Source organism: Roseofilum sp. SBFL (genome assembly GCF_017746885.1).
Lineage (GTDB): Bacteria > Cyanobacteriota > Cyanobacteriia > Cyanobacteriales > Desertifilaceae > Roseofilum.
This window is the reverse complement of record NZ_JAGHZH010000145.1, coordinates 1-26,884: the sequence shown is the minus strand read 5'-3', so window position 1 is coordinate 26,884 and position 26,884 is coordinate 1. Positions and strand designations below refer to the sequence as shown.

Genomic DNA, 26,884 nt, shown 5'->3' with positions numbered 1-26,884 from the left:
TCCATTCTCATTATCATGTCCCAAACCTGTGAAAAATACATCATCCTTGGGGCGGGTTTTATCGGACTCGGTATTGCCGAGGCTCTGAAATCTGCCCAAATTCCCTACGATCAAGTTGATGCCAGCGATGATATTGGGGGCAATTGGTATCATGGCGTGTATGAAACTGCCCATATTATCTCCTCTCGAAAGGTTACCCAATTCCCTCAGTTTCCTATGTCAGATGACTATCCCGACTTTCCAAGTGCGGCTCAAATGTTAGCCTATCTGCGTAATTTTGCCGACCATTATCAATTACGGGAAAATATCGAACTTAATCGCACAGTCATCGCCGTTAATCCAACCAAGAATAATCTCTGGCACGTCATTTTTGCAAACGGAGAAGAAAGAACTTACAAGGGAATTTTAATCTGTAATGGTCATCATTGGTGCAAGCGCTTTCCAGAATTTCAAGGTGAATTCAAGGGTGAAATCATTCATTCTAAAGATTATAAACATCCGGAGCAACTACGGGGTAAACGAGTCCTTGTTATTGGTGGAGGTAACTCAGGTTGTGATATTGCTGCTGAAGCAGCACGAGTTGCTGCAAAATCGTTTCTTAGCTTGCGGGAGTCCGTTTGGTTTATTCCCAAAACCTTTGTCGGCGTTCCAGTCGTTAATCTGGTTCAATGGTGGATGCCCGAATGGGTACAACGAGCTATGGCTCAGACGATTATTCAACTCACTTTTGGCCCCCATAAATGCTATGGTTTACCCAAACCGAACCATCGCCTATTTACCAAACATCCTACTATCAATAATGAAGTTCCTTATTATATTAAACAAGGAAAAATCATACCCAAGCCTGGCATTGACTGCTTGCATGACTCTACCGTAGAGTTTGTCGATGGTAGTTCGGCTAATATTGATTTGATTGTTTGCGCTACAGGGTATCATGTTGCCTATCCCTTTTTGCCTGATGAGCTGCAACGGATTAAAGGGGCAATCGTTCAATGTTATGCCGGAACTTTTTTAGACGATTATAAAGGGATTTACTATATTGGCTGGGGGCAAGCGCGAGGCGGAGTGGGTTCAATTATTGGCCCTTACAGTCAATTTTTAGTCCAATGTTTACAACTACAAGAAGAGCTTAAAATTCCCCTTGGCTTAGTCTTCAAAAAAATGGGGCAGGAATTACCCACAACCCACTTATCCGATCCGCAAGCTGTTTTTAGGCAGTTAAAGTTGGGGAAAATTGCTTTTCCTTTAATTCGCAAAATTGCTTATACTCTGGATTCCCAGTATCCTGAGTTTGAGAATGAAGTTTTACCCGAAAACCAAGCTAAAAGAGTCATGTCTCCTACTAAGTGTTGATGGATTAAAGATTGACTGTGTAAATAGGATTGAACGGGTTATGATAGGGTATTCGTAATAAATTTATTACTGTATATGGGGTTAGCGTTAGGAATCGATTTTGGCACATCGGGAGCTAGGGCGATCGCCATTAATCCAGATCGGGCAATCTTTGCTCAGGCAACCTGCACTTACGATCGCCAGCATCCCCAAGTCTGGAAAACTAGCCTGTTTTCGTTATTAGAGCAACTGCCACTAGAGTGTCGCCAACAGATTACGCGAATTTTAATCAATGGGACTTCGGCAACTGTCCTATTTTGCGATCGCGAGGGCGAGGCGATCGTACCCCCACTGATGTACAATGACGACCGAGGAAAATCTGTTATTCCTCAGTTACAAAGCTTTGCGCCTGCGGATCATCTGGTTTTGAGTGCCACATCGAGCTTGGCAAAGCTGTTTTGGGGATTAGAAAACCTTTCATTTGGCGATCGCCCAATCTATGTCCTCCATCAAGCTGACTGGTTAGCCTCTTTACTCCACGGAAGACTCGGGATCAGTGATTGTCACAATGCCCTCAAATTGGGCTATGATGTCCATAATTTGTGCTATCCCGATTGGTTCCCTAAGCTCCCTGCAACTCTAAAGTTACCGAAAATTTATACCCCTGGAGAAGCGATCGCCCCTATCTTACCAGACATTGCCCAATCCTTTTCCTTCTCCTCCGATTGTCTCATTTGTGCTGGAACCACCGATAGTATCGCCGCCTTTATTGCCAGTGGTGCATCTTTTCCCGGTGATGCGGTGACCTCTCTTGGCTCCACCTTAGTGTTAAAATTGCTCAGTGAAATCCCGGTTAACGATAGCTGTTATGGAATTTATAGCCATCGGTTTGGCGATCGCTATTTAGTGGGAGGCGCTTCTAATACTGGGGGTGCAGTGCTACGGCATTTTTTTACTGACGTAGAATTAGATACTTTCTCCCGTCAAATTAACCCTCATCAGGAAAGTCCCCTAGATTATTATCCCTTACTCGGAAAAGGCGATCGCTTTCCGATCAACGATCCGAACCTCCTCCCCCGTCTCGATCCCCGTCCAGATAACCCCGTTGAGTTTCTCCATGGACTCCTACAAGCGATCGCCCGTATTGAAGCTCTGGGATATCAACGACTCTCCGAACTGGGAGCTACCCCTCTCAGACGCTTGTATACGGCTGGAGGGGGAGCAAAAAGTCATACTTGGTCACAGCTACGGCAAACCTATTTATCTGTTCCCTTTCTCACCCCCATCAGTCCTTTAGCTGCCTATGGCAGTGCGTGTTTAGCCTTGAATCCAATTTAGTTGAAGATACGAGAAACAAGATCATTAAATACGCTGAATATTACACAGTCTAGATATGACAAGTTTTTAAGCCAATTTGAGATCCGACAGAAGTTGATTATAATGAGTAGATTATTATAGCTAAGTCATGCCATTACTCTATGAGGTTGCACTTTAACAAGAGGCTTAAGACCCTTGTCTGTCAAGGATATATTAGTGCAAGATATCATAAGATGGTATAATAAATAACTGAAAACTGGAAGAGACCAAGTTGTTCTCAGCCCCTTGTCTGTCCTAATAGACTCACGCACTGCTATAACACGTAGCCAGTAACTTACGGTTTTGGTATCAACTATGAAGAAAAAACAGAGAGAATCATCGGACAAAACCGCTGAACTCTTGCCATCGAAAAACCATAACCGGGGTGCATCCAATCAGTCATCAACTGCCTGTTGGTCGATTTTAGCGATCGATCGAGATCCACAGATTTACCAGACTTTGACGGAGAAATTTCAGGATTTTGTATTTCAAGGAAAATCCTTGCAAGTCGAATGGATAAAGAATAGAAAAAAAGCGCAAAGTTATCTAGAAGTCAATCCAGATTTTAGCATTGTTTTTATCGATCTAGATCTAGACAAACCCAGGGGTGGGTTAGATCTGGTTCAGTGGATTAGAGAAGATTGTGCCAACTCATGCCATCGCCTTATTGTCTGTGCAACAGAGCCGGATCGAGCCTTAGAGTTTTCTATATGGCTCAATTATGAGATTAATGATTATCAGCATAAAGATCAGCTCAATCAACAAACGTTAGGGATCTGTTTATTAAAAAACCTACGTTCCGATCAAGAAATTCAAGACTTAGAAAACAAACGCCAAGAACTCACTGTTTTATCAACCCAACTCAAACACTTAAATCAAACGTTAGAGGCTCAAGTTAAATCTAGAACCCAAGAGCTGGAAACCAAAACAAAGCAACTAGAGCAAGAAATTAGCGATCGCACCCTCGCCGAAACCGATAAGCGAGCATCCGAAGATAAATTTTCCATTGTCTTTCAGTGTACCCCACACCCCATTACCATCACCTCCATGAAAGATGGGCGACACCTAGAAGTCAATGATGCCTTCCTAAGAACCACCGGATATACCAACGAAGAAGTCATTGGGCGCACCGCCGTAGAATTGGAACTCTGGACAAAAATGGAACAGAGAGTCAACCTCTTTGAAACCCTAGTGAGTCAGGGCTTTATCCGCGATTATGAATTTGAATTTTGTACCAAATCCGGAGAGCGCCGCATTACCCTACTTTCTGCCGATATCATTAAACTCAGAGGAGAAGATTGTTTACTGTCGGTCACTAATGATATTACCCAACGCAAACACGCAGAAGAAGCCCTAGCCAAATCCAAAGAAACAGCAGAACAGGCGAATCAAGCCAAAAGTGAGTTTTTAGCTAATATGAGCCATGAACTGCGCACCCCTTTAAATGCGATTCTTGGTTTTACCCAAATCATGAGTCGAGACCCTTCACTCAAACGAGAACACCAAGAAAATTTAGAGATTATTGGGCGATCGGGAGAACATCTTCTAGAGTTGATTAATGATATTTTGGAAATGTCCAAAATAGAAGCAGGTCGAGTGACCCTCAATCCCAGTAACTTCGATCTCTATCGCCTGCTCAAAAGTATTGAAGAAATGCTTCAGCTTAAAGCCACGTCAAAAGGCTTGCACCTCCTCTTTGAACGGGACTCCTATGTGCCCCAATTTATTGGTGCAGATGAAGGAAAATTGCGCCAAGTTTTAATTAATTTACTGGGGAACGCGATTAAATTTACCCAAGATGGGGGGGTTGCCCTGCGGGTAAATGGACAATCAACAGTAGAAAATCAGGAAGAGACAACTATTGAGTTTCGAGTCGAAGATACAGGACCAGGAATTGCCCCAGAAGAGTTGCATCAACTATTTGAACCCTTTGGGCAAACGGAAACCGGGCGTAAATCCCAACAGGGGACTGGATTGGGATTGCCCATTAGTCGTCAGTTTGTGCAGTTGATGGGGGGAGATTTGACCGTGACTTCCGAAGTGGATCGCGGATCGACCTTTACCTTTTCCATCCAAGTCAAATTAATAGATTCAAGTGAGATTGAGTCCTCTGTTCCCACTCGTAAGGTGAAGGGATTAGCTCCTGGGCAACCCACTAAACGGATTTTAGCTGTAGATGATCGCCAAGAAAGTCGGATGCTCCTGCTGCAAATGTTGGGCAATTTAGGCTTTGAGGTGGAGGTAGCATCTAATGGCCAAGAGGCGATTTCCATCTGGAAACGATGGTATCCCCATTTAATTCTCATGGATATGCAAATGCCGGTCATGGACGGTTACGAAGCCACCCGACAAATTAAAAGTACCTCCAAAGGTCGCAGTACCCTCATTTTTGCCCTCACAGCCAGCGCCTTTGAAGAAGAACGCAATTTAGTCCTCAGTGCTGGATGTGATGAATTCTTGCGTAAACCCTTCCGAGAAAACATTCTCTTAGAAAAAATTGCCCAACATCTAGGAATTGAGTATCTTTATCAAGAGAATGAAAATTCCCCCTCAGAAGCCGATCAACCTCTAGCGCGTCCTTTAGAAGACTATCTCGCAGAAATGACACCAGAGTGGATCGAGGAACTCTATCAAACGGCCATTAAAGGATTTGACGATGAAATGGTCTTACTCATTGACCAAATTCCCCAATCCTTAAGTCCTCTATCCCAGCAATTATCAGAATGGGCCCATAATTTTCGCTTTGACTGTGTGGTGTCGTTAATTGAAAAGGTAAGACCATGATCGCAGAACCGGAACTCATGGGGCGCAATATCTTAATTGTGGACGATCTGCCCGATAATTTGCGTTTGCTCTCCAAAATGCTGACACAGCAGGGGTATAAAGTACGAAAAGCCATCAATGGAGAAATGGCGATCGCCTCCTGCACCGCCCAGCCTCCGGATTTAATCTTACTCGATATTAATATGCCTGGCATGAATGGCTATCAAGTTTGTGATGTCCTCAAATCTTCCTCCATGACCGCCCAAATCCCCATTATTTTCTTGAGTACCTTAGATGAAGCCAACCATAAATTGCAGGCCTTCAAATCTGGCGGACTAGACTACATTACCAAACCCTTCCAAGTCGAAGAAGTCTTAGCTCGGGTAGAGCATCAACTTAGCCTCTGCTATCAACAGAACAAACTCAAAGAAGAACTCGAACAACTGAAACAAGAGGTCAACCAACGACAACAAACGCAACAAAATTTAGAACGGCTAGTGACCGTAGATGAACTCACCCAACTCAGTAACCGTCGCCATTTTAATGATTATCTCAAACAAGAATGGAAACGGTTATTTTCTCTACCTTTCTATACTGGAGGATATCCCCAAGCCCTATCGTTGATTTTGGCTGATGTCGATTATTTCAAACTTTATAATGATACCTATGGCCATCTAAAAGGCGATCAATCTCTACAAAAGGTGGCTCAAGCGATGAAACAAGTTGTCACCTATTCTGGCTCTTTAGTTGCCCGATATGGGGGAGAAGAATTTGCCATAATTTTACCCAATGCCTCGTCAGATTATGCCTTACAAGTGGCCGAACTCATTCGTGTACAAGTGAAAGCCCTCAAAATTCCCCATAGTCAATCGATCGTGAGTTCATATGTTACGGTTAGTTTGGGGATCGCTTGTCGGTTTCCAGATTCCGATTTATCTCCAGAAGACTTGATTTCCAGTGCTGATAAAGCACTCTATCATGCCAAACAACAAGGCAGGAATTCTGTCTATCGATAACGATTTAACTGTCTAAAAACTGTCAACAGTTGTCCTGTCATACCCAGTCTTATGGTGAACAATAATATAGATTCAAAAAATCTTTTAATTGTCGATGATACCCCGGATAATATTCGCTTACTCTCTACGATGTTAGCCGAACAAGGGTATAAAGTGCGTAAAGCTCTCAATGGAGAAATGGCCTTAAATTCTTGCCAGGCCGATCCTCCCGATTTAGTCATTCTCGATATTAAAATGCCCGATTTAGATGGGTATACGGTTTGCGAACGCTTAAAACTTAATCCAGAGACTGCGGAAATTCCAGTGGTTTTTATTAGTGCCTTAGATGATGTGATTGATAAGGTCAAGGCCTTTCAAGTCGGGGGTGTAGATTATATTAGTAAGCCGTTTCAGTGTGAAGAGGTATTAGCACGAGTTAGAAGTCAATTAACTATTCGAGAACTAACCTTTAAGTTAGAACAGAAAGTGGAAGCTCGAACGGCGGCTTTATTGGGTGCTTTTGAAACGTTACAAGAGACTCAAATTCAGTTAGTTCAAAGTGAGAAAATGGCAACTTTGGGTCAACTCATTGCCGGAATTGCCCATGAAATTAATAATCCCTTGGGATTTATTACGAATAATCTGGCATTTGCCCAAGAAGGAGTACAGAGTTTAATGGAGCATTTGCAACTCTATCAGCAGGAATATCCCCAGCCGACGGAAGCTATTATCGATCACTCGGAGACGATTGATTTAGAGTATGTGTTAGAAGATTTACCCAATATTCTCAATTCAATTAAGATAGGTAGCGATCGCATCCAACAACTTAGTATTTCCTTACGCAAGTTTTCCAGAAAAAATAATGATAAGCCAGTAGAATCCGATCTTCACGATGGACTCGAAAGTACTCTACTTATCCTCAAACACCGCCTCAAAAACAATGGGAATCGAGGAGCCATTGAAATCAGAAAAGAGTATCAAGAGTTACCCCAAATCCTCTGTTATCCCGAACAACTCAATCAAGTATTTATGAATCTGTTAGCCAACAGTATTGATGCTTTAGATGAGCGGTGCGAGAAAAATGGGGGTCGTTCTTCAGAGGAATCCTATACCATTACTATTGCAACCGAATTTATCAGCGATCGCTCCCTCATCCAAATTCGGGTTACCGATAACGGGTTAGGCATCCCTGAAGATATACAAAGTCAAATTTTTGACTATCAATTTACCACCAAACCAGCGGGAAAAGGCACAGGATTAGGATTGGCGATCGCCCACCAAATTATCCAACGCCATGATGGACTTCTTGAATGCCACTCCATTCCCCAACAAAAAACTACGTTTACTATCTGCTTGCCCATTAAGAATCAGATTGACTGATGAATCATCTTAAAAAAGTATGACAATATCCTACAATAGACCCATCATGATTGTATCAATCTTAATCGAATCGACTATAGGCGATCGCCCCTTGACCATGATAAACTAGCGCTACATTTAGTGAACTGTGCCATTATTCATGCCATATTGGTTGTTAAAATCAGAACCGACAGATTATAGTATTACGGATTTAGAGCGCGATCGCACCACAGTTTGGGATGGGGTACGCAACTATCAAGCCAGAAACTTCTTACGACAAATGAAAGTTGGCGATCGGGTATTTATTTATCACTCCAATGCCAAACCCCCAGGCATTACCGGATTAGCAAAAGTGATTACTGAGAATATTGTCGATCCCACCCAATTTAATCCCCAGGATAAACATTACGATCCGAAAGCAACACGAGAAGCTCCTCGCTGGCAAACTGTGGACATCGAATTTATACAAAAATTTCCCCGCTTGATTTCAATTACAGAATTAAAACAGAGCTTTTCCCCAGAAGAGCTATTGGTGGTTAAACGGGGAAACCGCTTATCAGTGATGCCTATTTTAGATGCAATAGCTGAACAAATTATAGCTTCGATTAACACCGATTAATAGACTTTTGAGTCACGAGCAGAGGTGAGATTAGCCTAATATTAAGCTTGACCGATTTAAATGGGAATTTCGATAATCAACTCTGTTCCCTCTCTCGGCTGAGAAACGCATCGTAACTGTCCTCTATGTTGTTGGGTAATAATTTGGTAACTGGTTGATAACCCCAGTCCTGTTCCTTGACCTACTGGTTTCGTTGTAAAAAAGGGATCAAAAGCTTTTTGGAGATTGGTTTTGCTCATGCCGGAACCATTGTCCTGGATAGAAATTTGTACCCTTTGGGCATCAAGTATAGTGGTCGTAATATGAATGGTAGGATATCGATCGAGTGGATTTTTTTCTAAAGCATCAATCGCATTGGTAAGAAGGTTCAAAAATACTTGATTCAGTTGACTTGCCCAGCAGTGGATAAGAGGCAGTGAACTATAGTTTTTCAGGATCTTAATTTCTGGACGATTGTGTTGAGCTTTGAGACGATGGTTTAAGATCAGTAAAGTATTTTCTAAGCCTTCATGAATATCGACTTTTTTATATTTGGATTGATCGAGTCGGGCAAAGTTCCGTAACCCTTGAATGATTTTATGAATGCGATCGCTACCCGCTTGCATGGAATTAAACAGACTCTCTATATCTAAGCGTAAATAATCTAACTCTATTTCTTCTAGTTTTTGGGCGATCGCTGCATCGACTTCCGAGGAGTGTTTCTCATAAAGGCTAACTAGATCGAGCAAATCTTGCACATATTGGCGAGCATACATGATATTGCCGAAAATAAAGTTGATGGGATTATTGATTTCATGGGCAATTCCCGCTACCATTTGTCCTAAAGAAGACATTTTTTCGGTTTGAATTAATTGCGCTTGAGTCTGCTGCAATTGTTGGAGGGTTTGTTCTAATTGTTGGTTATTTTCTTGTAATTCTTGGGTTCTCTGTTCAACTTTCTCTTCCAAGTTGTGACTGTAGTCTTCTAACTGTTGGTAAAGTCGCGCATTTTCTAGGGAAATAGTGGCTTGAGTGCCGATCAGTTTGAGAATTTCTAGGCGATCGCTGGTAAAGGTGCCGGTTGTGAGTTTATTTTCTAAATAAAGAATGGCGATCAGTTTTCCCTGATTCTGCAATGCCAGACACAGTATACTCTTCGGTAAAGATTGGCTTAAGTACTCGTCAGAGGCAAATCGGGATTCCTCGATCGAATGATTCAGGACTAGAGTTTCACGAGTGCGCCAAACCCGATTGATGATAGTTAGGGGGAGTTCTTGAGTCGAAGCTAGGGGGAGAGAGCGCGCCAAAGAACGAATTTGTATGTTGGATGCATCGTCTATGTAGTCGGCGATCGCTTCAATCCATAAACTCTCCTGTTTCGGCAACAGCAAAGCTCCTTTAGTTGCTCCAGCATTTTCGATTAGCGATTGTATCAATTTTGCTAGTAATTGTTCTAGATTCATTTCTCCAGATAGGGCTTGAGAGGTTTTGATCGCTGAAGAAAAATCCAGAAAGATATTTGCCCCTGAACTGGTTGAAGTCAGATGAAGAGAGGTAGCCCTAGACGAATCAAAGTTCTCTTTAGTACACCTTATTTCTGAATTCAGAATAGGAGCAAGTACTTGGGAATACCGTTGTTCCAAGTCCGCAACTTTAGCTTGAGCGCCCCAGTGTGCATAAGCATAGTAAGCATCAATGAGATAAACTTCGGCAACTTCGGGCATGTCTTGTTCAAAATAAAACTCTGCCGTTAACTCACAGGCGATCGCCTCATGGTGCAGATATTCACCTTCCTTTGCACCCACTCTCGCTCGTTTATAAAACTCCACAGCTTCCCACTTTTGACCCAAGTTTCGTGCTTGTTCAGCTTGAATTAGATCGCATTGATGCTGATAATTCATGGGATAAAATTTGGCCCAGTGTTCCATCTGAAGCAAATTCTGTTCCACTTTTCCCAAATAGTGTTCTGTCTCAACTAATCCGGTTTCTCGAACCCCAGCCAGTAAAGCTAAAGATGAATAAAAGATTGCCGGGATGGAAAACAGATTATTGCCATTCTCTTTTGTTTCTGGAATGATTAAAATAGCATTCTCTACAGCATTCAAATAATCCTTAAATAAATAAGACAACATCATTTTAAGGAGATGATAATGGTAGACCAGTACCGGTTGATTTTCGTCTATAAGTTTCTGTACTCTTTGCAATTCCCCCTGTGAATTATCCCTAAAAAGCTGCGTCGGATGTTCTAAATGTCCCTGTAAATTCTGGATTGTTTGTTGCCAAGTAGCGATGTAATCTAGATGATAATCTTGCTTCAGCCGTTCAATCATTTCTTTGTATTTTTGGAATTCACTGCTGACGAAACCTAGATTTTCACCCATCAGAAAAAGATAATGGCAATATTCTGCTGCCGCATAACTCGCGCCTTCAAAATCACCAGATTCTAATCCATTTTTGATTCCTTCTAGCTCTAATTCTATACATTGTTTGGGATGTTGTTTCCAGAGCCTAGATCCTCCAGCAACAATATTTAGCACTTGAGATTTAATCTCTGGAGCATTGAATCGTTCCATTAACTGAACAGACAGTTCACCCAACTGATATCCAAGCTCAAGATCGCCGAACCCTTCACATAACAACATACTATACCAACCATAACCAACAATTGAACAGGAACAGTTGCCGTATGTTAGAGACAGATCGACCATTGTAAACGTAATTTGTTTCAATAATTCGGGATTGACCATCCAAGCGGTTGTAATAATATTAGTCAACAGATCCATTGCCGCTAACTTGTAAGGATCTGTCATTTCGGGTAGATCGATGAGTTGTTGTAAATTGTTGATTTGATCGCGAGGGTCGTCCGATAATGTGATTTCCAACATCTCCAAAACTTTTAGACCAGAATCTATCACATTCTGCATCTTATTTTGACTGATATCAGCCTGAATTAAAATGTTATATACTTCAACTCGATCGAGAAGAGTTTTCGCTCGTTGAAGAACAATTTCAGCGAGACATTCAATGCCTTCAAAGTTTGTACTTAAAAATTCGGCCTCTAGGGTAGCAATATACAGAGCTAGAGTGAGATCGTACTGAGTTGACCAACTATTTTCTCCTAAGAACGATCGCCCCGCATTGGCATATTCTCTAGCTGCGGCGTAAGCGGTTGTACTTTTAGCTTTTTGAGCAGCTAGCAAATTGAGTTGGGCAATTTCATCTCTCTGGGCGCGATTGCCGATTAGTTCCTCTGCTCTATTGAGATGATCAACAATCTCAAAAACATTCTCGACATCTGTATCTAGATGTTCCCAAAGCCGGCGACCAATTTCTAAATGAGTTTGTTTTCTTCGGTCTTCTTCAATTAAACTATAGGCTGCCTGTTGAACCCGGTCGTGGAGAAATCGATAACAGGGATTTGAAGCATGAATTGTAGATTGAGGTAAAGAACTGTGCAAATAAAATTTATAGACATCACTTTCGGGTAAAATAAAACCTTCAGCTAAAGATGACCATAAATGAACGGCTGTTTCTTCTGGAGTTCTTTGACCAGCCAGCGCTAAAATTTTGAGATTAAATTGATTTCCAATACAGGCTGCTATTTTAATCACTTCTTGGGTTGTAGGTGATAATTTTTGTAATCGACCCATCATGAATTCCACTACATCGTCGGTAAGCGTAAGCTGACGAACCTTGGACATATCACATTGCCAAGACCCCACATTGACATTAAATTCAATCGAACCATCGTCATGTAACCCCTTCAAAAACTGTGTTGTAAAGAACGGATTTCCTTGAGTTTTTTGATAGATAAAATCGGCTAAAGGTGAAGCAACTTCAGCAGAACACAGCAGCGTATCAGCCACTAAATAGGCAATTTCTGGCTTACCTAATGGATTCAGAGTTAAGGTATAGGGTGTTATCCCCTGTTTCTTAATTTCCTCCAAGGTTAACATCAGGGGATGGGTCGGGAAAACTTCATTATCTCGATAGGCTCCAAGGAGCAGTAAATATCCCCCTTCTGAATCATCCATCAGCAACTTTAAGAGATTCAAAGAAGCACAATCTGCCCACTGTAAATCATCCAAAAATATGACCAGGGGATGCTCTTGGGTTGTGAAGACACGAATAAACTGGCTAAAGAGTAAATTAAACCGGTTCTGGGAAGCACTCCCAGAAAGTTCTTGGACTGGGGGTTGTTGGCCGATAATCTGTTCGAGTTCTGGTATGATATCAACGATTACTTGCCCATTCTCTCCCACCGCTTGTAGAATTTTTGCTTTCCAGGTGGCTAATTCTACATCGGAATCCCCTAACAATTGTTCGATCAACTCTTGGAATGCTTGCACCAAAGCAGAGAAGGGAATATTACGATTAAATTGGTCAAACTTTCCTTGAATAAAATAACCTCGCTGTCGGACAATGGGTTTATGGATTTCGTTAATGACTGCGGTTTTCCCAATCCCAGAAAACCCAGCAACGAGCATCATTTCTGTTTCTCCAAAGCTGACTCGCTCAAAGGACTCTAAAAGAATTTGTACTTCTTGCTCTCGTCCGTAGAGCTTTTCAGGAATCAGGAAACGATCGCACACATCCCGTTGTCCGATCGCAAATCCGGCAATCTCGCCAGTAGCCTGCCACTCCTGCAAACACTGTGCTAAATCATACTTTAATCCCAAGGCACTTTGATAACGGTCTTCTGCATTCTTAGCCATCAACTTCAAGACAATATCCGACAGCACTTGAGGAATAGTTTCCCGACTCCCTAATTCCGCAGGCATTTTCGCCAGATGACAATGCACTAATTCCATGGGATCGTCACTTTTGAAGGGTAATTCTCCTGTGAGTAATTCAAAAAAGGTCACCCCCAGAGAATAAAAATCACTCCGATAGTCAATTCCCCGGTTCATACGTCCTGTTTGTTCTGGAGAAATATAAGCTAGAGTTCCTTCAAGGACATGGGGATTCATCAATTGTTGTTGCTCTTTGGGCAGCAAACTGGCAATACTGAAGTCAATCAGTTGAACGTGGTGAGTTTGGGGATGAATCAGGATATTGCTCGGTTTAATGTCTTTGTGGATAATTCGTTGTTGGTTCAAATAATCCAGCGTATCGGCTAATTGAATGGCAAGGATTAGAAACTCGGATAAACTGTGATGAGAGTGCTGCCAATACTTTCCAAGGCTGATTGCGCCCTCATCTGGCATCACTAGGGCATAGCCGAGATTGCAACGTTCCAGGGCAAGGGGTTGGACAATTCCAGGATGTTCTAGATGAGAGGCGATCGCATACTGGTTGCGAAATTTTACCAGTTCATTGAAGGTAGGGTGCTGATTACGTAGGACTTTGACAATGACCGGTCGGCGATCGCTCGCTCGTACTCCGCGATAGACCATTGTCCGGCCACCACTATAGACCAATGTCACTTCTACATAATTTTTTGAATCAAGACTTATCATTCGGCAATAAAAGTTCAAATAATACCCTCAATATAACAAATTATGAGGTTAAGCAAATGGGATGATTTTATTTATGGACAGTTCCAGGAAAGGACAAAACTGGATTTTTCTGATTCCCTATTCCCTATTCTTTAGGATACCGAATCGGGATTTCAATTATAAACGTCGTTTCCCCAGGAGACGAGACACAAGAGAGAAAACCCCGATGCTTTTCCGTAATAATTTGGTAGCTAATTGATAGTCCTAAACCCGTGCCTTGACCCACGGACTTTGTAGTATAAAAAGGGTCAAAAAGCCTGGCTTTAGTTTCCGCATTCATGCCCAATCCGTTATCCGTAATCCGAATCATAACATTTTCACCAGCCACTCTAGTTTCAATCGCAATCGTAATCCCAGGCGGATCTTCTGATTTCAGAGTGCGTGATTTCTCTTCTAACGCATCGATCGCATTAGTCAAAATATTCATAAATACCTGATTCAGTTGTCTGGCATAACATTCGACCAAAGGCAATTGACCATAATCCTTAATCACCTCAATTTCTGGCCGCGAACCGATCGCCCGTAAACGAGGATTTAAAATACTGAGAGTGCTCTCAATACCTTCATGCAAATCAACCGCTTTCAGTTCCGATTCATCCAAACGGGAAAAAGTGCGTAAAGATTGGACAATTTCCCGAATGCGATTAGTTCCGACTTGCATAGAATGGAAAATTTTCTGACAATCTTCTTGAATAAAATCTAAATCAATCGCTTCTATTTCTGCGGCAACCTCTGGATGAGGCTGGGGATAGTAACGTTGATAGAGGCTCACCAAATTCATTAAATCCTGGCTATAGTCTCGTGCGTGGGAAATATTGCCATGAATAAAATTCACCGGATTATTAATTTCGTGGGCAACTCCTGCCACCATTTGTCCTAAACTAGACATTTTTTCACTTTGGATTAACTGAGCTTGCGTCAATTTCAGTTGCTCTAAAAGCCTTTCGAGTTCTTGAGCGCGAGCTTGACTTTGGGAAAGTAGATCGGCTTGCTGAAGAGCGATCGCCACTTGAGCAACCACAGCTTTGAGAAAATCAACTTCATCCTCTTGCCAAGGACGCACCTGTTGACTCTGAATACAGGCAATAATCCCAAAATGATCGAATTCTGTAGCAATAGGCAGCACTAGCATAGACTGATGATCTAAAGCCATTAACCGCTCTCGGACAGCCCGATCTTCAACTGTAGAAACATCATCAATCTTGATAATTTCTTGACTTAATAAGAGTTGTGACAGAGAGCCAAAATTAACCGCAGGATGTTTCCCCACAAAACTAGGTAAACCTTCAATCGTCACTTCAGCAATCACATCCCAATAGGCTCCATCCTCTTGTTCCACATACGATGCACAATGAGTCCGATCTACTTCTAAAAACTGTTGAATTTCATATACAGTTGTATGCAGAATCCGATCGAGATCTAGGGAGGTGCGAATTTGATGGGCAATTTGATTGAGTAATTCCGATCGCTGGGCCTGTTTTTCAATTCGTTCTGCTGATTGGGTCAGGGCAATCTCCGACATTTTTCGACGAGTATCATTGAGTACCGATCCGAGTAATCCGATGGCCTCTCCGCGATCGTTTCGCCAAATCTCTCCCATTAACCGCAACCATTGAATTTTACGCTCTGAGACAACAATACGGTGTTCAATACTAAATTCTTCCTCTTTCTCCAACGTTTGTTCAATGACATGCAAAACTCGATCGCGATCCTGTGGGTGAATCAAGGCAACATAATTTTCAAATCTGCCTTGAAATGAGCCTGAAGGTAACCCCAAAATTCCTTCTACACCATCAGACCACATCACATCATTTGTGTACCGATTCCAACTCCAACAGCCCATTTTTCCAGCTTCTAGGGTCATTTGTAATAAAGTGTCTTTCTGACGTAGCGCTCTTTCAGCTCGGATTCGTTCTATTTCTGCTCCCGCTCGTGCTGCAAAAACTTCTAAAATGGAAGATTGCAGATCTAGATCTTTTTCCATAGGTTTAGTATCCAAAACTGCAATAAATCCCAACAATTCTTCTTGGGCATTTAAAATAGGCATCCCAACATAGCTTTCTGCTCCAATATCCACCAAGTATTGATCCTTAGGAAATTGGAACTGAAGATCCTGTAGATAACAACAAAACGTCTTATTTTGGACTATTTTATTACAAGGAGTATCTATGAGATTATACTGACTCTTTTGACTGAATTCTGAGCCTTCCCAACCGGCTAGTACGTTGGCTAAGGGTTCACCGTCTTGGGAGGTCACTTCAGCAATAAACGCATAAGAAACGTCTAGAGCTATGGCGATACATTTAACGCAGGATTGGAAAAAAGCTTCTCCTGTTTGGGAGGCGGTTCCTTCTACAATGGAGTGCAAGGCCTGCTCTTGTCGTTTGCGATCGCTAATTTCAATACTCATCCCATCCCACGCCACCGCACCGTCAGTTTTTCTTTCTGGTCGAGCAATAACTTGTACCCATTTCAGAACTGTTTCATCAGTAATAATTCGATGTTCATGTTGAAATCTTCTCAATGAAGTTCGTGATTCTTCTATTGCTTCTTCTAGGGAGGGCAGATCCGTGGGATGAACGGAATCAAAACAGGCTATAAAGTTCTCAGGATCGAGTCCATAAAGATCTCGACTGCCTTCGGAAACATAGGGGAAAGAACGAGTGCCATCCGCTTCGATCCGAAATTGGAAAATTAATCCAGGGAGATTATCGATTAACCGTTGTAATCGGGCTTGAGTCGCCTGTAATTTTTGCGTGCGATCGTTGACTTGCTCTTCTAGCTCTTGATTCAGCTTTTGTAACTGTTGCTCGGCAATTACGCGATCTGTGACATCAATAAATGTAGCTAAAATACCAACGACTTCTCCCGATTGATCGTGCAAAGGAATTTTATTCGTTTCTACCCAATGATGGCTGCCATCCTGGTGTTGAATCGATTCGATAATTTTCAATTCTGGGGTATCGGATATCATAATCCGGCGATCGTCGGCCCGATATTTTTCTTTTTCTTCTGGTTTATAAGGTAAATCATAATCCGTTTTTCCAATTATCTCTGAGGGAGAATTCAGTCCAACAAATTCGGCAAAATATTGGTTACATCCGACAAAAACAGAGGAATAATCTTTCCAGAAAATAGCTTCCGGAATATGGTTAATTGCTAAGGATAAAAATTTTTCTGCTTCAGAGTGATAGCGTTGTAAACGCTCTAAGTCCGCTTTAACCTTTTGCAGTTCCTTAACCGTGTCTTGCCAACGTTGGCTCACTCTGGCTAAGGCTGCGTGTAGATCTTGGTTTTGGGACTCAAGGATAGCAATCTTCTCTTGAGCATTAATAAATTTTGATGACATAATATAGCAAAGGAGTTGCACTTAACCCTAAATTAATCCCCGAAGGCTTACATTTGAGTTGTTCTTTGAGCGACTCAGCCTGATTGAGTACCTTAATCGCAAACTGGCTCTTAAATTATACTTCTAAATCAGGATAAGAGCAAAAAATCTATGAACTCTTTACACTCTCAGTTGTTTAAATTAAGCCTAACTCTTGGGATAATTTGAATAAGAGATCCTCTGCAGAGTTATCGACCAGTTCCGCATCTAAAATATCAAATGCTTCATGGTCTGGTTCAGTCGTATTTTGAGAATGATTTGCCGAATCCGAGGAGGGTGTCCCCTGGGTTTGAACCGTTTGAATGGTTTGGGATAACTGTTGGCAAAATTGACGCTCCCGATGTTGAGCTTGGGAGAGGGCCTGTTTTTGCTGGTTATTGATGGCGATGAGGCGATCGCATCGCTCGGTTAATTGAGTGATTTGCGATCGCAACTGCTCGATCTGCTCCCTGTAATCTGGAGAGTGCCTCAGTTCCGAAAATTCCTCCTCCAACTCACCTAACCGCTCCTCCACCTCACCCAACCGCTCTTCTACCTCATCTTCATCCTGCTGCTCAAAAAACTCTCCCAAAATCTCATTGACGGCCCGACTATACTGGATCTTGCCCTGACTTTGGCGATACTCATCCAGAAACTCCTCATTCTCGGCTGTCAAATAAACCGTAATCTTCTTCTTTCGCGACTTCATCATAGAATTAAAAAGATGTAACCAAACCATACCTCTAAGATCAAGGCCTATGACCAGGATTGAGACCAAAACCGACCCAATGGTTATCAACATGGGGCCGCATCATCCCTCCATGCACGGAGTTTTGCGGTTAATCGTCACCCTCGACGGAGAAGACGTGATTGACTGCGAACCAGTCATCGGTTATCTCCATCGAGGTATGGAAAAAATCGCCGAAAACCGCACCAACATTATGTTTGTCCCCTATGTTAGCCGTTGGGATTATGCAGCAGGGATGTTTAATGAAGCCATTACGGTCAATGCTCCCGAACAATTGGCAGGGATAGAAGTCCCCAAACGCGCCAGCTATATTCGGGTCATTATGCTCGAACTCAACCGTATTGCCAACCACCTTCTGTGGCTTGGCCCCTTCCTCGCTGATGTTGGCGCTCAAACGCCCTTTTTCTACATCTTTCGGGAGCGAGAACTCATTTATGACCTCTGGGAAGCAGCCACAGGCCAACGCCTCATTAACAATAACTATTTTCGCATGGGCGGTGTAGCAGCCGACTTACCCTACGGTTGGGTCGATAAATGTATCGACTTTTGCGACTACTTTGACCCCAAAGTGGATGAATATGAAAAGCTGATTACCAATAACCCCATTTTCCGCCGTCGGATTGAAGGAATTGGTACCATTTCCCGGGAAGAAGCCATCAATTGGGGACTCTCTGGCCCCATGTTACGGGGTTCGGGGGTGAAGTGGGATTTACGCAAAGTAGACCACTACGAATGCTACGATGACTTCGATTGGGAAGTCCAATGGGAAACGGCTGGTGACTGCTTTGCCCGTTATCTGGTGCGGATTCGGGAAATGCGAGAATCGATTAAGATCCTTCGCCAAGCCTTAAAAGGACTACCCGGTGGCCCCTACGAGAACCTCGAAGCCAAACGCATGGCCGCCGGGCCAAAATCGGAGTGGAGTGGCTTTGATTATCAATTTTTGGGTAAAAAAGTAGCGCCAACGTTCAAAATTCCCTCTGGAGAACATTATGTTCGCCTAGAGTCTGGAAAAGGAGAATTAGGCGTATTTATTCAGGGATGTGATGATATGTTTCCTTGGCGCTTTAAGATTCGGGCGGCTGATTTTAATAATTTGCCAATTCTGCCCCATTTGTTGCGCGGCATGAAAGTGGCCGATATTATGGCGATTCTCGGTAGTATCGATATCATTATGGGATCGGTCGATCGCTAAGTGAGAAAGCAGTTTGCGCTTTTATGTGGTACATTTCTATCCCCCTAATCCCTTTTCTAAGGGGGGATTTAGGGGGATTGTTCTTACTGTATCTCATTAGATCGCAAACCGCTAGATGTATTACTTAACACAAAAAGTGAGGTACTATCTATACTAGGACGAATAAACGCAAGGATTTAGACGTGGAAACAGTGCAAAATCAGTTCCTGGCCAAGGGATGCTATGTTTTTGCTTCGAGTCGCAATCTCTTCGATCGCTTGCCCGAACGTTTAACAATCTTTCCGACGACGGATAAGTATGAGGCAATCGCCGCTATGGGCACAAATGGCTGTAACTATGATATTGGCACAGGTTATGTGTTGCAATGGTTGCAAGAATTAGAAGCCAAACAGCCATTTGTTATTACCTATATTCGTTACGATTCGTTAGGTCTTCGGTTTCTCTCCCCCCTAGAAGATGTCGAGTATTGGGCTGATGAAATGTATGAATTCTGTCCCGACATCATTGACCAGGGCGTTATGGAGCGGGAGAATCTGATTAAACTTCTGAACACGAGCGATTGCATCACCTTTTGGTGGGATTAAGATCGAGTTTAAGTCAGATAATTCATCGGATCGACAGGAGTTCCATTTTCCCGCACTTCAAAGTGTAAATGGGGGCCAGTGGACAGTCCAGTCGATCCAATCGCGGCAACTACATCCCCTTGACGAACCGTCTGTCCTTCCCGTACGTATACCTCACTGGCATGGGCATAGAGCGTGGTAATTCCATTACCATGATCGAGAATCACCGTATTTCCATAACCCCCATACCATCCAGCGTATAGAACAATCCCATTTTGAGCCGCATAGATAGGAGCGCCATAGTCAGCCGCAAAATCTAGGCCATTATGAAACCGTTGCACGCCGAAAATGGGGTGAGTTCGCCAGCCAAAATTACTGGAAAATTCCCCATAACTGGGGGTAAGCATTTTTCCGGGTTTGAGTCTAAGCACTTTCTTCCGTAAGGACAAGGATGAAGTTTCCAGGCGCTGGCGAATTAAAGATTCTAAGTTTTGAGAGTCTTTTTGTAATTGAAGATAGGCGGCATCTAGAGCTTGTCGATCGCTATTCAACCGTTCAATTAATTGGACTTGAACTTGGCTTTGCGTGTGATAATCGCTTTTTTGATTGATCAATTGTTGACGCATTAGTAACAATTGATTATAGGTTTGTTCAATGTCTAGGGTTTGTTGTTGGGTCTCATCCAAAGCTGTTTTAACCGTGAGCAGCAGTTGGCGATCGGCCAGTGCCAGTTGTGTTAACCGATGACGACGACTGAGAAAGTCGGTGAGGGTTTCACTCTGAAGTAATATGGATAACCCCGAATGACGCGGTTGCCGTTGCAGAAATTGGAAGCGGGCGATCGCGCCTTCAGCTAAGTCTTGATACTCTAGTTTCTGGCTGTGTAGTTCTCCTTTGAGGCGATCGAGGTTTTGGGTAGTGCCTTCAATTTGATCTTCAATCCCCTTAAGTTGACTTTCCGTCAGCTTTAAGGTACCTTCAAGACCTTTCAAGTGTTCTTGAGCGGCTTGCTCTAAGTGCTTCAAGCGCCCTTGTTCCTTAGAAATCAGTTTTTGATCCTGTTCGAGTTGTTGCTGTTGTTGTTGAAGCTGATCGACTGAAGGTGACGCAAAAGCGATCGCACTTCCTGAGAACCACAAATAAACCATCATAGAACCCGTAACCAGGAACTGGAGAAACCTTTGCCTCATCTTACCCAACTCCACAACTGACATACTTAATCGATTACCCATTACCTATTTCCCATTACCCATGATCGATTACCAGCACCCAGCACTATAAAACTTATAGCGTAAAACCATGCTATTTTAGTAAGCGACTCAATGCCTAGAAATCAATTGGCCACAAAAAATAATCAACACTATTTTAGTAATTTGGAGCCACTACTATGGGATTATTTGATGCATTTCGCAAAGAAACGGTAAAAAGCCAACTTACCCTTGGTCCTGCGGAAGCCTTTGCTGCCGTTATGCTATTAGTAGTTGCCGCAGATGGTTATTTAGCTGATGATGAAGTTCGCCTGCTCAATACAACTCTTAGCCGTATGAGACTCTTCCGCAGCTATTCTGATGATGTGATGCGGCGCATGTTTGACAGTCTTTGTGGAACGCTGCGGCGCGATGGTGGAAACGTTCTGTTTGATGCAGCGATCGCCACCCTACCCCATGATTTGTATGATACGACTTTTGCGATCGCCACCGATCTAGTCCTCGCCGATGGCCAAGTCAGCGACGAAGAAGAAGACCTTCTCGGTAGTTTATGCCGCGCTCTAGAATTACCCGATACTCTCGTCAATCAAATCATCCAAGTCATGATGATTAAGAATAAAGGATAACGATTCCTATCTTAGATCTAATTCTTGCTGGAAATAATAATTACTTTTGAGAATCTGAATTAAAAGTTTTCCCTATTCCCTTAATGATTAATGAGTAAGGGTGGGTGTACCCACATCTATAGATGAAATCAAAAGATTGGGTTCATCCACCCTTACCATCAACTCCCCATCAACCCACCAATAGATTTCATCTTTTCCCCTAAATCAGGTCTTGAAACTTTTAGGTAGTGAGTGAGGATATGGAACTTATTTAAATTTAACGGGCGCTGCTACGAGATCTTGATAATTTGGCATTGCGTTGGGCAAATGTCAACAGCAAATACACAACCATCAGATACATAGAAGCTAAGGCAACAATCATGAGGGGCAAACCAGTGTACATAGGGCATCAGTTAAGTAGCGGAGTAAGGAACAAGCACAAGGATTTCAAAGCTGAGGTAACCTCCAGTTAAGCCAGCGGCCAGTCTGACTCTGGAGATAGACTTAAACCAGTCCACTTGATCGCTTTAAACTGCTCTGCCAAGGACTTTTTATCCTCTTAAATATAGGGGGTATATCTAGAAGGACAACTGTCCTGACATCCCTAAAAAATATACAAACGACGATGTAGGCGCTGATAGCCCCTCAATATAGCAGACTCGGAAAGAGACCCAACTCTAAAAGAGTGCATAGTAAAACCGAGAACAGCTTACTACAGCAGCATCCTTCCACCAACAAGACTTATATTGAGGTTAACGTCTATCAGCCCTAACTTGTACGACTTTGCAGTTTTCCAGTTGGGTTACTGAGTGATTTGAAATCCTTATTATTTAATCTAACACAAAACTTTCAACTTGCTGAGGGAATATTGCCCAATTTGGAAAAAAAATCCGAAAATCGGAGATCTGCCCCCTTATTGGCTCAATAAACTTCGTTGTGGACTCTTGAACCACACCATTGGTACTCGGTGAGACTCTCTCGATTCTAATTCCCTGACAAACGGCAACATGGTATTAGAATAAATATGTAAAGTTTCGTAACTAACGGCAGAGTCAGCTTAATTCATGACCTCAACGACCTCCTTATTCCATCCAGTTGAAGCAGACGTTGATCTGCTAACGGAAAACTTGAAACAGTTGGTTAGTGCGCGTCATCCCATCCTGTTTGCAGCCGCTGAGTATCTCTTTGGAGCAGGAGGGAAGCGCTTAAGACCCGCCATTGTCCTCTTAATCTCTAGGGCAACCACTGCCAACCAAGAAATTAGCGATCGCCATCGGCGTTTAGCGGAAATCACCGAAATGATCCATACGGCTAGCCTCGTCCATGATGATGTGGTGGACGAATCGGATCTACGCCGGGGTCTACCCACAGTTCACAGTAGTTTTGGCAATCGTATCGCTGTCTTAGCTGGGGATTTCCTGTTTGCCCAATCTTCCTGGTATTTAGCCAACTTAGATAATCTTGCGGTCGTCAAGCTGCTATCAGAAGTTATTATGGATTTGGCTGAAGGAGAAATTCAACAAGGACTGAGACGATTTGATACGAGTTTATCCCTGGAAGAGTATTTAGAAAAAAGTTATTACAAAACTGCATCGCTGATTGCCAATAGTGCAAAAGCAGCCGGTGTTTTGAGCAGTGTCTCCGAACAGATGGCCCAAAACTTATATGTATATGGGCGTAATTTAGGGTTAGCCTTTCAAATTGTAGATGATATTCTCGATTTTACCGGTTCTGATGAAGCACTGGGCAAACCCGCAGCTTCAGATTTGAAAAACGGCAATCTCACAGCTCCCGTATTATATGCCTTGGAAGAACACCCAGGTTTAGAGACCTTGATTGAGCGCGAATTTAAGGAACCTGGAGATTTAGAACAGGCTCTAAGTTGGATTGATCAATCTCAAGGATTACCGCTCTCCCGCGAGCTAGCAGCTAAACATGCTCGTTTGGCTCGTGAATCTTTAGCGGATCTACCGAAAACAGAATCTTACGAAACCCTGATCAATCTTACCGACTATGTGCTACGTCGTTTATATTAGGCTTCTTGTACAAGTCAGGGAATAGGGAATAGGGGAAACCAGGTTCCACCCTTTCCTTCAATAGCCCGTCAATCGTGTTATCCCATTGGCTTGATTCTAGATTGAGGATTTGACAACATCCACCCATCTTTTGATCAAGCTATATTGGGAGGAATATTTGAGATGGGAGGAGTGGAACTTGAAGAGAGTTGAGCCAAATAAGATTGAATTAAATTTTTCACATCTTCAGCTAACACTTCTACCCCCGCTTGCAAATTACCTGGAGTTTCAAAGAACACTAAACTATCAATTGGTAACGTCACCATTTGAAATAGAAGGGCAGTAATGGCGATCGCTACAGCCATCAAGTTAGGATCTTCTTTAGCCGAAGCAGATTGAGCCGCATCTTTGAGAGTGGGGAAGGCATAAATCACCTTTTTCGTTAATTTCGGTTGCTCATTATTGCGTAGGGTAGTAAACACCCACTCCCCACTGACCGATTGCAAAATATAATATTGGGAGTGTTGCAGTTCTTGGGCTAACCGTTTCAGGGCTGGAGCGATCGCCGCTATGATCTGAGGAGTGTGGCCATCTTGAGGTGCTTGATCGATTAAAGTTTGAATCTGGGCATCTAAATCCATAGGTTGAGCTTTGGTAGTATCGTCTCTCTAGTCTAACCTCATTCAAGCCGACTTTTGCATTGGCTGAAACTGAATCAATGCAAAAGCCGAGAATGCAATCCCACGATCCTTACTTGATGAAGCTTCGCAGAAACCCCATCAAAATTAGTACAAAGTAGGGAGATCCGAATCTAGGGTACGGTGCAGTCGTCTAGGCAAACCAGCTTTCATCTTCCAAAATTGTACAGTGACCCCCTATTTTATGTAACTTCTCGCTATCCTTTATTATCAACAATGACGACTGTACTCGAACAAGGAACCATCAGTATTCATACTGAGAATATTTTCCCGATTATCAAAAAATCCCTCTATTCTGACCATGAGATTTTCTTTCGGGAATTAGTCTCTAACGCAGTAGATGCGATCGCCAAATTAAAAATGGTCTCCCACACCGATGACTTTTCCGGTGAAGTCGGAGAACCCGAAATCGTAATTACTGTTGATAAAGAGAAGAAAACCCTCTCCATTAGCGATAACGGCATCGGCATGACGGCTGATGAAATCAAAAAATATATTAACCAAGTTGCCTTTTCTAGCGCAGAAGAATTCCTAGAAAAGTATAAAGGAACCACAGAAGAAGGCATTATTGGCCACTTTGGTCTAGGGTTTTATTCCTCCTTTATGGTTGCCAAACAAGTTGAAATCGATACTCTGTCCTATCGCAACGGAGCGCAAGCGGTTCACTGGACTTGTGATGGTTCCCCAGCATTTAAACTGGAAGATTCGGAACGCACCACCCGGGGAACCACAATTATTCTCACTCTCATGGACGAAGAGGAAGAATACTTAGAACCCACTCGGATTAAGCAGTTGGTGAAAACCTACTGTGATTTTATGCCGGTTTCCATTAAGCTCGACGAAGAGCAAATTAATAAACAGGATGCCCTATGGCGTAAATCTCCACGAGATCTCACGGATGAGGACTATCTAGAGTTTTATCGCTATCTCTATCCGTTCCAAGAAGAACCCCTACTCTGGATTCATCTGAAAACGGATTATCCCTTCTTGCTTAATGGGATTCTCTATTTCCCCAAACTCAAACCCGATGTAGATGTCACCAAAGGACAGATCAAGCTGTTCTGCAATCAGGTGTTCGTCTCCGAGCATTGCGAGGAAATTATTCCTAAATTCCTGCTTCCCATGCGAGGGGTAATTGATAGTCCCGATATTCCCCTAAATGTGTCGAGATCTGCCCTTCAGATGGATCGCACCGTTCGGAGAATAGCAGACTTTGTAGCGAAGAAAGTCGGCGATCGCCTAAAAGAACAATATCGCGACTCCCGCGAAGACTACATCAAGAGCTGGAAAGACCTAGGTACATTCGTTAAATTTGGCTGCCTCAACGACGACAAATTTAAAGGGCAAGTCGAAGAGATCGTCATCTACCGTACCACCTGGGAAGGCGAAACCACTGAAAGTTCCCCAGAAGTCCAAGTACAAGCCGAAGAAGGCGACGCTTGGCAAGAAGTTCAATCCAGCAACAAAGACGCTCAAGGTCATACCTATACCACCTTAAAAGAATACCTAGAGCGCAACAAAGAACGGCACGAAAATCGAGTCTTCTACTGCACCGATGAAGTGAACCAAGGAACCTATATCCAACTTCACCAAAATCAAGGTTTAGAAGTTCTCTATATGGACTCCTTCATCGATCCTCACTTTATCAGCTTCCTAGAGCGCGAGCATTCTGATGTCAAATTCTCCCGCGTGGATGCTGAAATTGATGAGCAACTGTTGGATAAGGAAAACGACAAAGAAATTGTCGATCCCAAAACCAATACCACTGCCAGCGAACAGATTAAAGAACTGTTCGAGAAAGCCCTCAATAAACCCAAACTTCAGATTCGCACCGAATCCTTGAAAGGTAATAATGATGAACAAAATCCACCCGCAATGGTGTTATTGCCAGAATTTATGCGCCGCTTGCAGGAAATGAACGCCATGTTCCAACAAGAAACGGCGAAGTTTCCAGAGGAGCATATTCTGTTAGTGAATACAGCTCATCCCTTGATTCAGGATTTGTTGCGGTTAAGTCAAGGCACGATTATTTCCGGCGAAGGAACCTCTCCTTCTGCCGACTTAGCCAATCTGATTTGTAATCAAGTTTACGATTTAGCGCTGATGGCACAAAAAGGGTTTGATGCCGGTGGAATGAAGTCTTTTGTTGATCGTTCGACTCAAGTCTTAACGCGCTTAACCGCGAAAGCATAACCATCAATTGTGGATTAGGGGTAGATCGATCTACCCCTAATCATTAACTTATATCGATAAAAAACTTTCTATTATCAATTTCTTTTTTTCAATTAATTTATCAATAAATTGACTATATTCGTATTTCAAAGAAAGTCTGCTAGAGAATGTCCTCAGGGTAAGCTCATCTAATTGGGTAGCGAATGTACTTGACAAAATCCGAACCCTATAAATTAGCACAGAATTAACCGAATTTGGATAGTATGGTCTTGACCTCAAGGGGTGACAAGGCAGCTCAAAGGTCGCTATAGCGACCTTTTTCGGTGGTATTTTGCTGAAAACCTCAACGGAAAGCTGGCGAGACTCCTGCGGAGTCGCTTCGCGAACGCTAAAAGAGGTAAAGTGGTCTGGT

The 26,884-nt window shown here is 42.8% G+C and carries 17 protein-coding genes; 11 read left to right on the top strand and 6 right to left on the bottom strand.

The window, feature by feature from the left end; translation table 11 throughout:
• Positions 1-15: 15 nt before the first annotated feature.
• The 6 genes from J7545_RS15255 (at position 16) to J7545_RS15230 (ending at position 8,424) form a co-directional block, all read left to right on the top strand.
• Complete coding sequence (locus J7545_RS15255) at positions 16-1,353, top strand: flavin-containing monooxygenase (protein WP_318699425.1); 1,338 nt, start codon at positions 16-18, stop codon at positions 1,351-1,353.
• Between the two features lie 75 nt (positions 1,354-1,428).
• Complete coding sequence (locus tag J7545_RS15250; protein ID WP_318699424.1) at positions 1,429-2,670, top strand: FGGY-family carbohydrate kinase; 1,242 nt, start codon at positions 1,429-1,431, stop codon at positions 2,668-2,670.
• A 333-nt stretch (positions 2,671-3,003) separates the two neighbouring features.
• The gene (locus J7545_RS15245; protein WP_318699423.1) at positions 3,004-5,472 is read left to right on the top strand and encodes an ATP-binding protein; all 2,469 of its coding nucleotides are present in this window, start codon (positions 3,004-3,006) and stop codon (positions 5,470-5,472) included.
• A complete protein-coding gene (locus J7545_RS15240) occupies positions 5,469-6,467 on the top strand; it encodes a diguanylate cyclase domain-containing protein (protein ID WP_318699422.1) in 999 nt (332 codons plus the stop codon). Before J7545_RS15245 ends, J7545_RS15240 begins: the two co-directional genes overlap by 4 nt.
• A gap of 51 nt (positions 6,468-6,518) precedes the next feature.
• The gene (locus J7545_RS15235; RefSeq protein WP_318699421.1) at positions 6,519-7,826 is read left to right on the top strand and encodes a response regulator; all 1,308 of its coding nucleotides are present in this window, start codon (positions 6,519-6,521) and stop codon (positions 7,824-7,826) included.
• A gap of 139 nt (positions 7,827-7,965) precedes the next feature.
• Positions 7,966-8,424 carry an EVE domain-containing protein gene (locus J7545_RS15230; protein ID WP_318699420.1) on the top strand — a complete coding sequence of 153 codons (459 nt, stop codon included), beginning with the start codon at positions 7,966-7,968 and terminating at the stop codon, positions 8,422-8,424.
• Positions 8,425-8,480: 56 nt separating this feature from the next.
• On the opposite strand, the gene J7545_RS15225 is transcribed toward J7545_RS15230, so the two are convergent.
• The 3 genes from J7545_RS15225 to J7545_RS15215 form a co-directional block, all read right to left on the bottom strand.
• Positions 8,481-13,862 carry an AAA family ATPase gene (locus tag J7545_RS15225; protein WP_318719777.1) on the bottom strand — a complete coding sequence of 1,794 codons (5,382 nt, stop codon included), beginning with the start codon at positions 13,860-13,862 and terminating at the stop codon, positions 8,481-8,483.
• A gap of 124 nt (positions 13,863-13,986) precedes the next feature.
• Positions 13,987-17,250 carry a PAS domain-containing protein gene (locus J7545_RS15220; RefSeq protein ID WP_318719776.1) on the bottom strand — a complete coding sequence of 1,088 codons (3,264 nt, stop codon included), beginning with the start codon at positions 17,248-17,250 and terminating at the stop codon, positions 13,987-13,989.
• Positions 17,251-17,425: 175 nt separating this feature from the next.
• On the bottom strand, positions 17,426-17,980 hold the full coding sequence (locus tag J7545_RS15215) for a hypothetical protein (protein ID WP_318698286.1): 555 nt from the start codon (positions 17,978-17,980) through the stop codon (positions 17,426-17,428).
• Positions 17,981-18,026: 46 nt separating this feature from the next.
• Between J7545_RS15215 and J7545_RS15210 the strand changes: the two genes are divergently transcribed.
• Complete coding sequence (locus J7545_RS15210) at positions 18,027-19,211, top strand: NAD(P)H-quinone oxidoreductase subunit H (RefSeq protein ID WP_318698287.1); 1,185 nt, start codon at positions 18,027-18,029, stop codon at positions 19,209-19,211.
• Between the two features lie 182 nt (positions 19,212-19,393).
• On the top strand, positions 19,394-19,795 hold the full coding sequence (locus J7545_RS15205) for a DUF4253 domain-containing protein (RefSeq protein ID WP_318698288.1): 402 nt from the start codon (positions 19,394-19,396) through the stop codon (positions 19,793-19,795).
• Between the two features lie 8 nt (positions 19,796-19,803).
• Here J7545_RS15205 and J7545_RS15200 read toward each other — a convergent pair whose 3' ends face one another.
• Positions 19,804-21,006 (bottom strand): murein hydrolase activator EnvC family protein, encoded by a 1,203-nt coding sequence (locus tag J7545_RS15200; RefSeq protein WP_318698289.1) that lies wholly within the window; start codon positions 21,004-21,006, stop codon positions 19,804-19,806.
• A gap of 155 nt (positions 21,007-21,161) precedes the next feature.
• Between J7545_RS15200 and J7545_RS15195 the strand changes: the two genes are divergently transcribed.
• Positions 21,162-21,608 carry a tellurite resistance TerB family protein gene (locus J7545_RS15195; protein WP_318698290.1) on the top strand — a complete coding sequence of 149 codons (447 nt, stop codon included), beginning with the start codon at positions 21,162-21,164 and terminating at the stop codon, positions 21,606-21,608.
• Positions 21,609-22,651: 1,043 nt separating this feature from the next.
• On the top strand, positions 22,652-23,623 hold the full coding sequence (sds, locus tag J7545_RS15190; RefSeq protein WP_318698291.1) for a solanesyl diphosphate synthase: 972 nt from the start codon (positions 22,652-22,654) through the stop codon (positions 23,621-23,623).
• 134 nt (positions 23,624-23,757) lie between these two features.
• On the opposite strand, the gene J7545_RS15185 is transcribed toward sds, so the two are convergent.
• On the bottom strand, positions 23,758-24,243 hold the full coding sequence (locus tag J7545_RS15185; protein WP_318698292.1) for a hypothetical protein: 486 nt from the start codon (positions 24,241-24,243) through the stop codon (positions 23,758-23,760).
• Between the two features lie 273 nt (positions 24,244-24,516).
• Here J7545_RS15185 and htpG point away from each other — a divergent pair, with 273 nt between their 5' ends.
• Positions 24,517-26,493 carry a molecular chaperone HtpG gene (gene htpG / locus J7545_RS15180; protein ID WP_318719775.1) on the top strand — a complete coding sequence of 659 codons (1,977 nt, stop codon included), beginning with the start codon at positions 24,517-24,519 and terminating at the stop codon, positions 26,491-26,493.
• 48 nt (positions 26,494-26,541) lie between these two features.
• Here htpG and J7545_RS15175 read toward each other — a convergent pair.
• Positions 26,542-26,884: hypothetical protein (locus J7545_RS15175; RefSeq protein ID WP_318719774.1), on the bottom strand; the 343-nt coding region annotated here is incomplete at its 5' end.

Excerpts from the sequence above, each read along its gene's own strand:
- J7545_RS15245 (WP_318699423.1), top strand. The coding sequence starts at position 3,004 with ATGAAGAAAAAACAGAGAGAATCATCGGACAAAACCGCTGAACTCTTG.
- J7545_RS15220 (WP_318719776.1), bottom strand. The coding sequence starts at position 17,250 with ATGTCATCAAAATTTATTAATGCTCAAGAGAAGATTGCTATCCTTGAG.
- J7545_RS15230 (WP_318699420.1), top strand. The coding sequence starts at position 7,966 with ATGCCATATTGGTTGTTAAAATCAGAACCGACAGATTATAGTATTACG.
- J7545_RS15225 (WP_318719777.1), bottom strand. The coding sequence starts at position 13,862 with ATGATAAGTCTTGATTCAAAAAATTATGTAGAAGTGACATTGGTCTAT.
- htpG (WP_318719775.1), top strand. The coding sequence starts at position 24,517 with ATGACGACTGTACTCGAACAAGGAACCATCAGTATTCATACTGAGAAT.
- J7545_RS15215 (WP_318698286.1), bottom strand. The coding sequence starts at position 17,980 with ATGATGAAGTCGCGAAAGAAGAAGATTACGGTTTATTTGACAGCCGAG.
- J7545_RS15185 (WP_318698292.1), bottom strand. The coding sequence starts at position 24,243 with ATGGATTTAGATGCCCAGATTCAAACTTTAATCGATCAAGCACCTCAA.
- sds (WP_318698291.1), top strand. The coding sequence starts at position 22,652 with ATGACCTCAACGACCTCCTTATTCCATCCAGTTGAAGCAGACGTTGAT.
- J7545_RS15240 (WP_318699422.1), top strand. The coding sequence starts at position 5,469 with ATGATCGCAGAACCGGAACTCATGGGGCGCAATATCTTAATTGTGGAC.
- J7545_RS15255 (WP_318699425.1), top strand. The coding sequence starts at position 16 with ATGTCCCAAACCTGTGAAAAATACATCATCCTTGGGGCGGGTTTTATC.
- J7545_RS15195 (WP_318698290.1), top strand. The coding sequence starts at position 21,162 with ATGGGATTATTTGATGCATTTCGCAAAGAAACGGTAAAAAGCCAACTT.
- J7545_RS15250 (WP_318699424.1), top strand. The coding sequence starts at position 1,429 with ATGGGGTTAGCGTTAGGAATCGATTTTGGCACATCGGGAGCTAGGGCG.
- J7545_RS15200 (WP_318698289.1), bottom strand. The coding sequence starts at position 21,006 with ATGGGTAATCGATTAAGTATGTCAGTTGTGGAGTTGGGTAAGATGAGG.
- J7545_RS15235 (WP_318699421.1), top strand. The coding sequence starts at position 6,519 with ATGGTGAACAATAATATAGATTCAAAAAATCTTTTAATTGTCGATGAT.
- J7545_RS15210 (WP_318698287.1), top strand. The coding sequence starts at position 18,027 with ATGACCAGGATTGAGACCAAAACCGACCCAATGGTTATCAACATGGGG.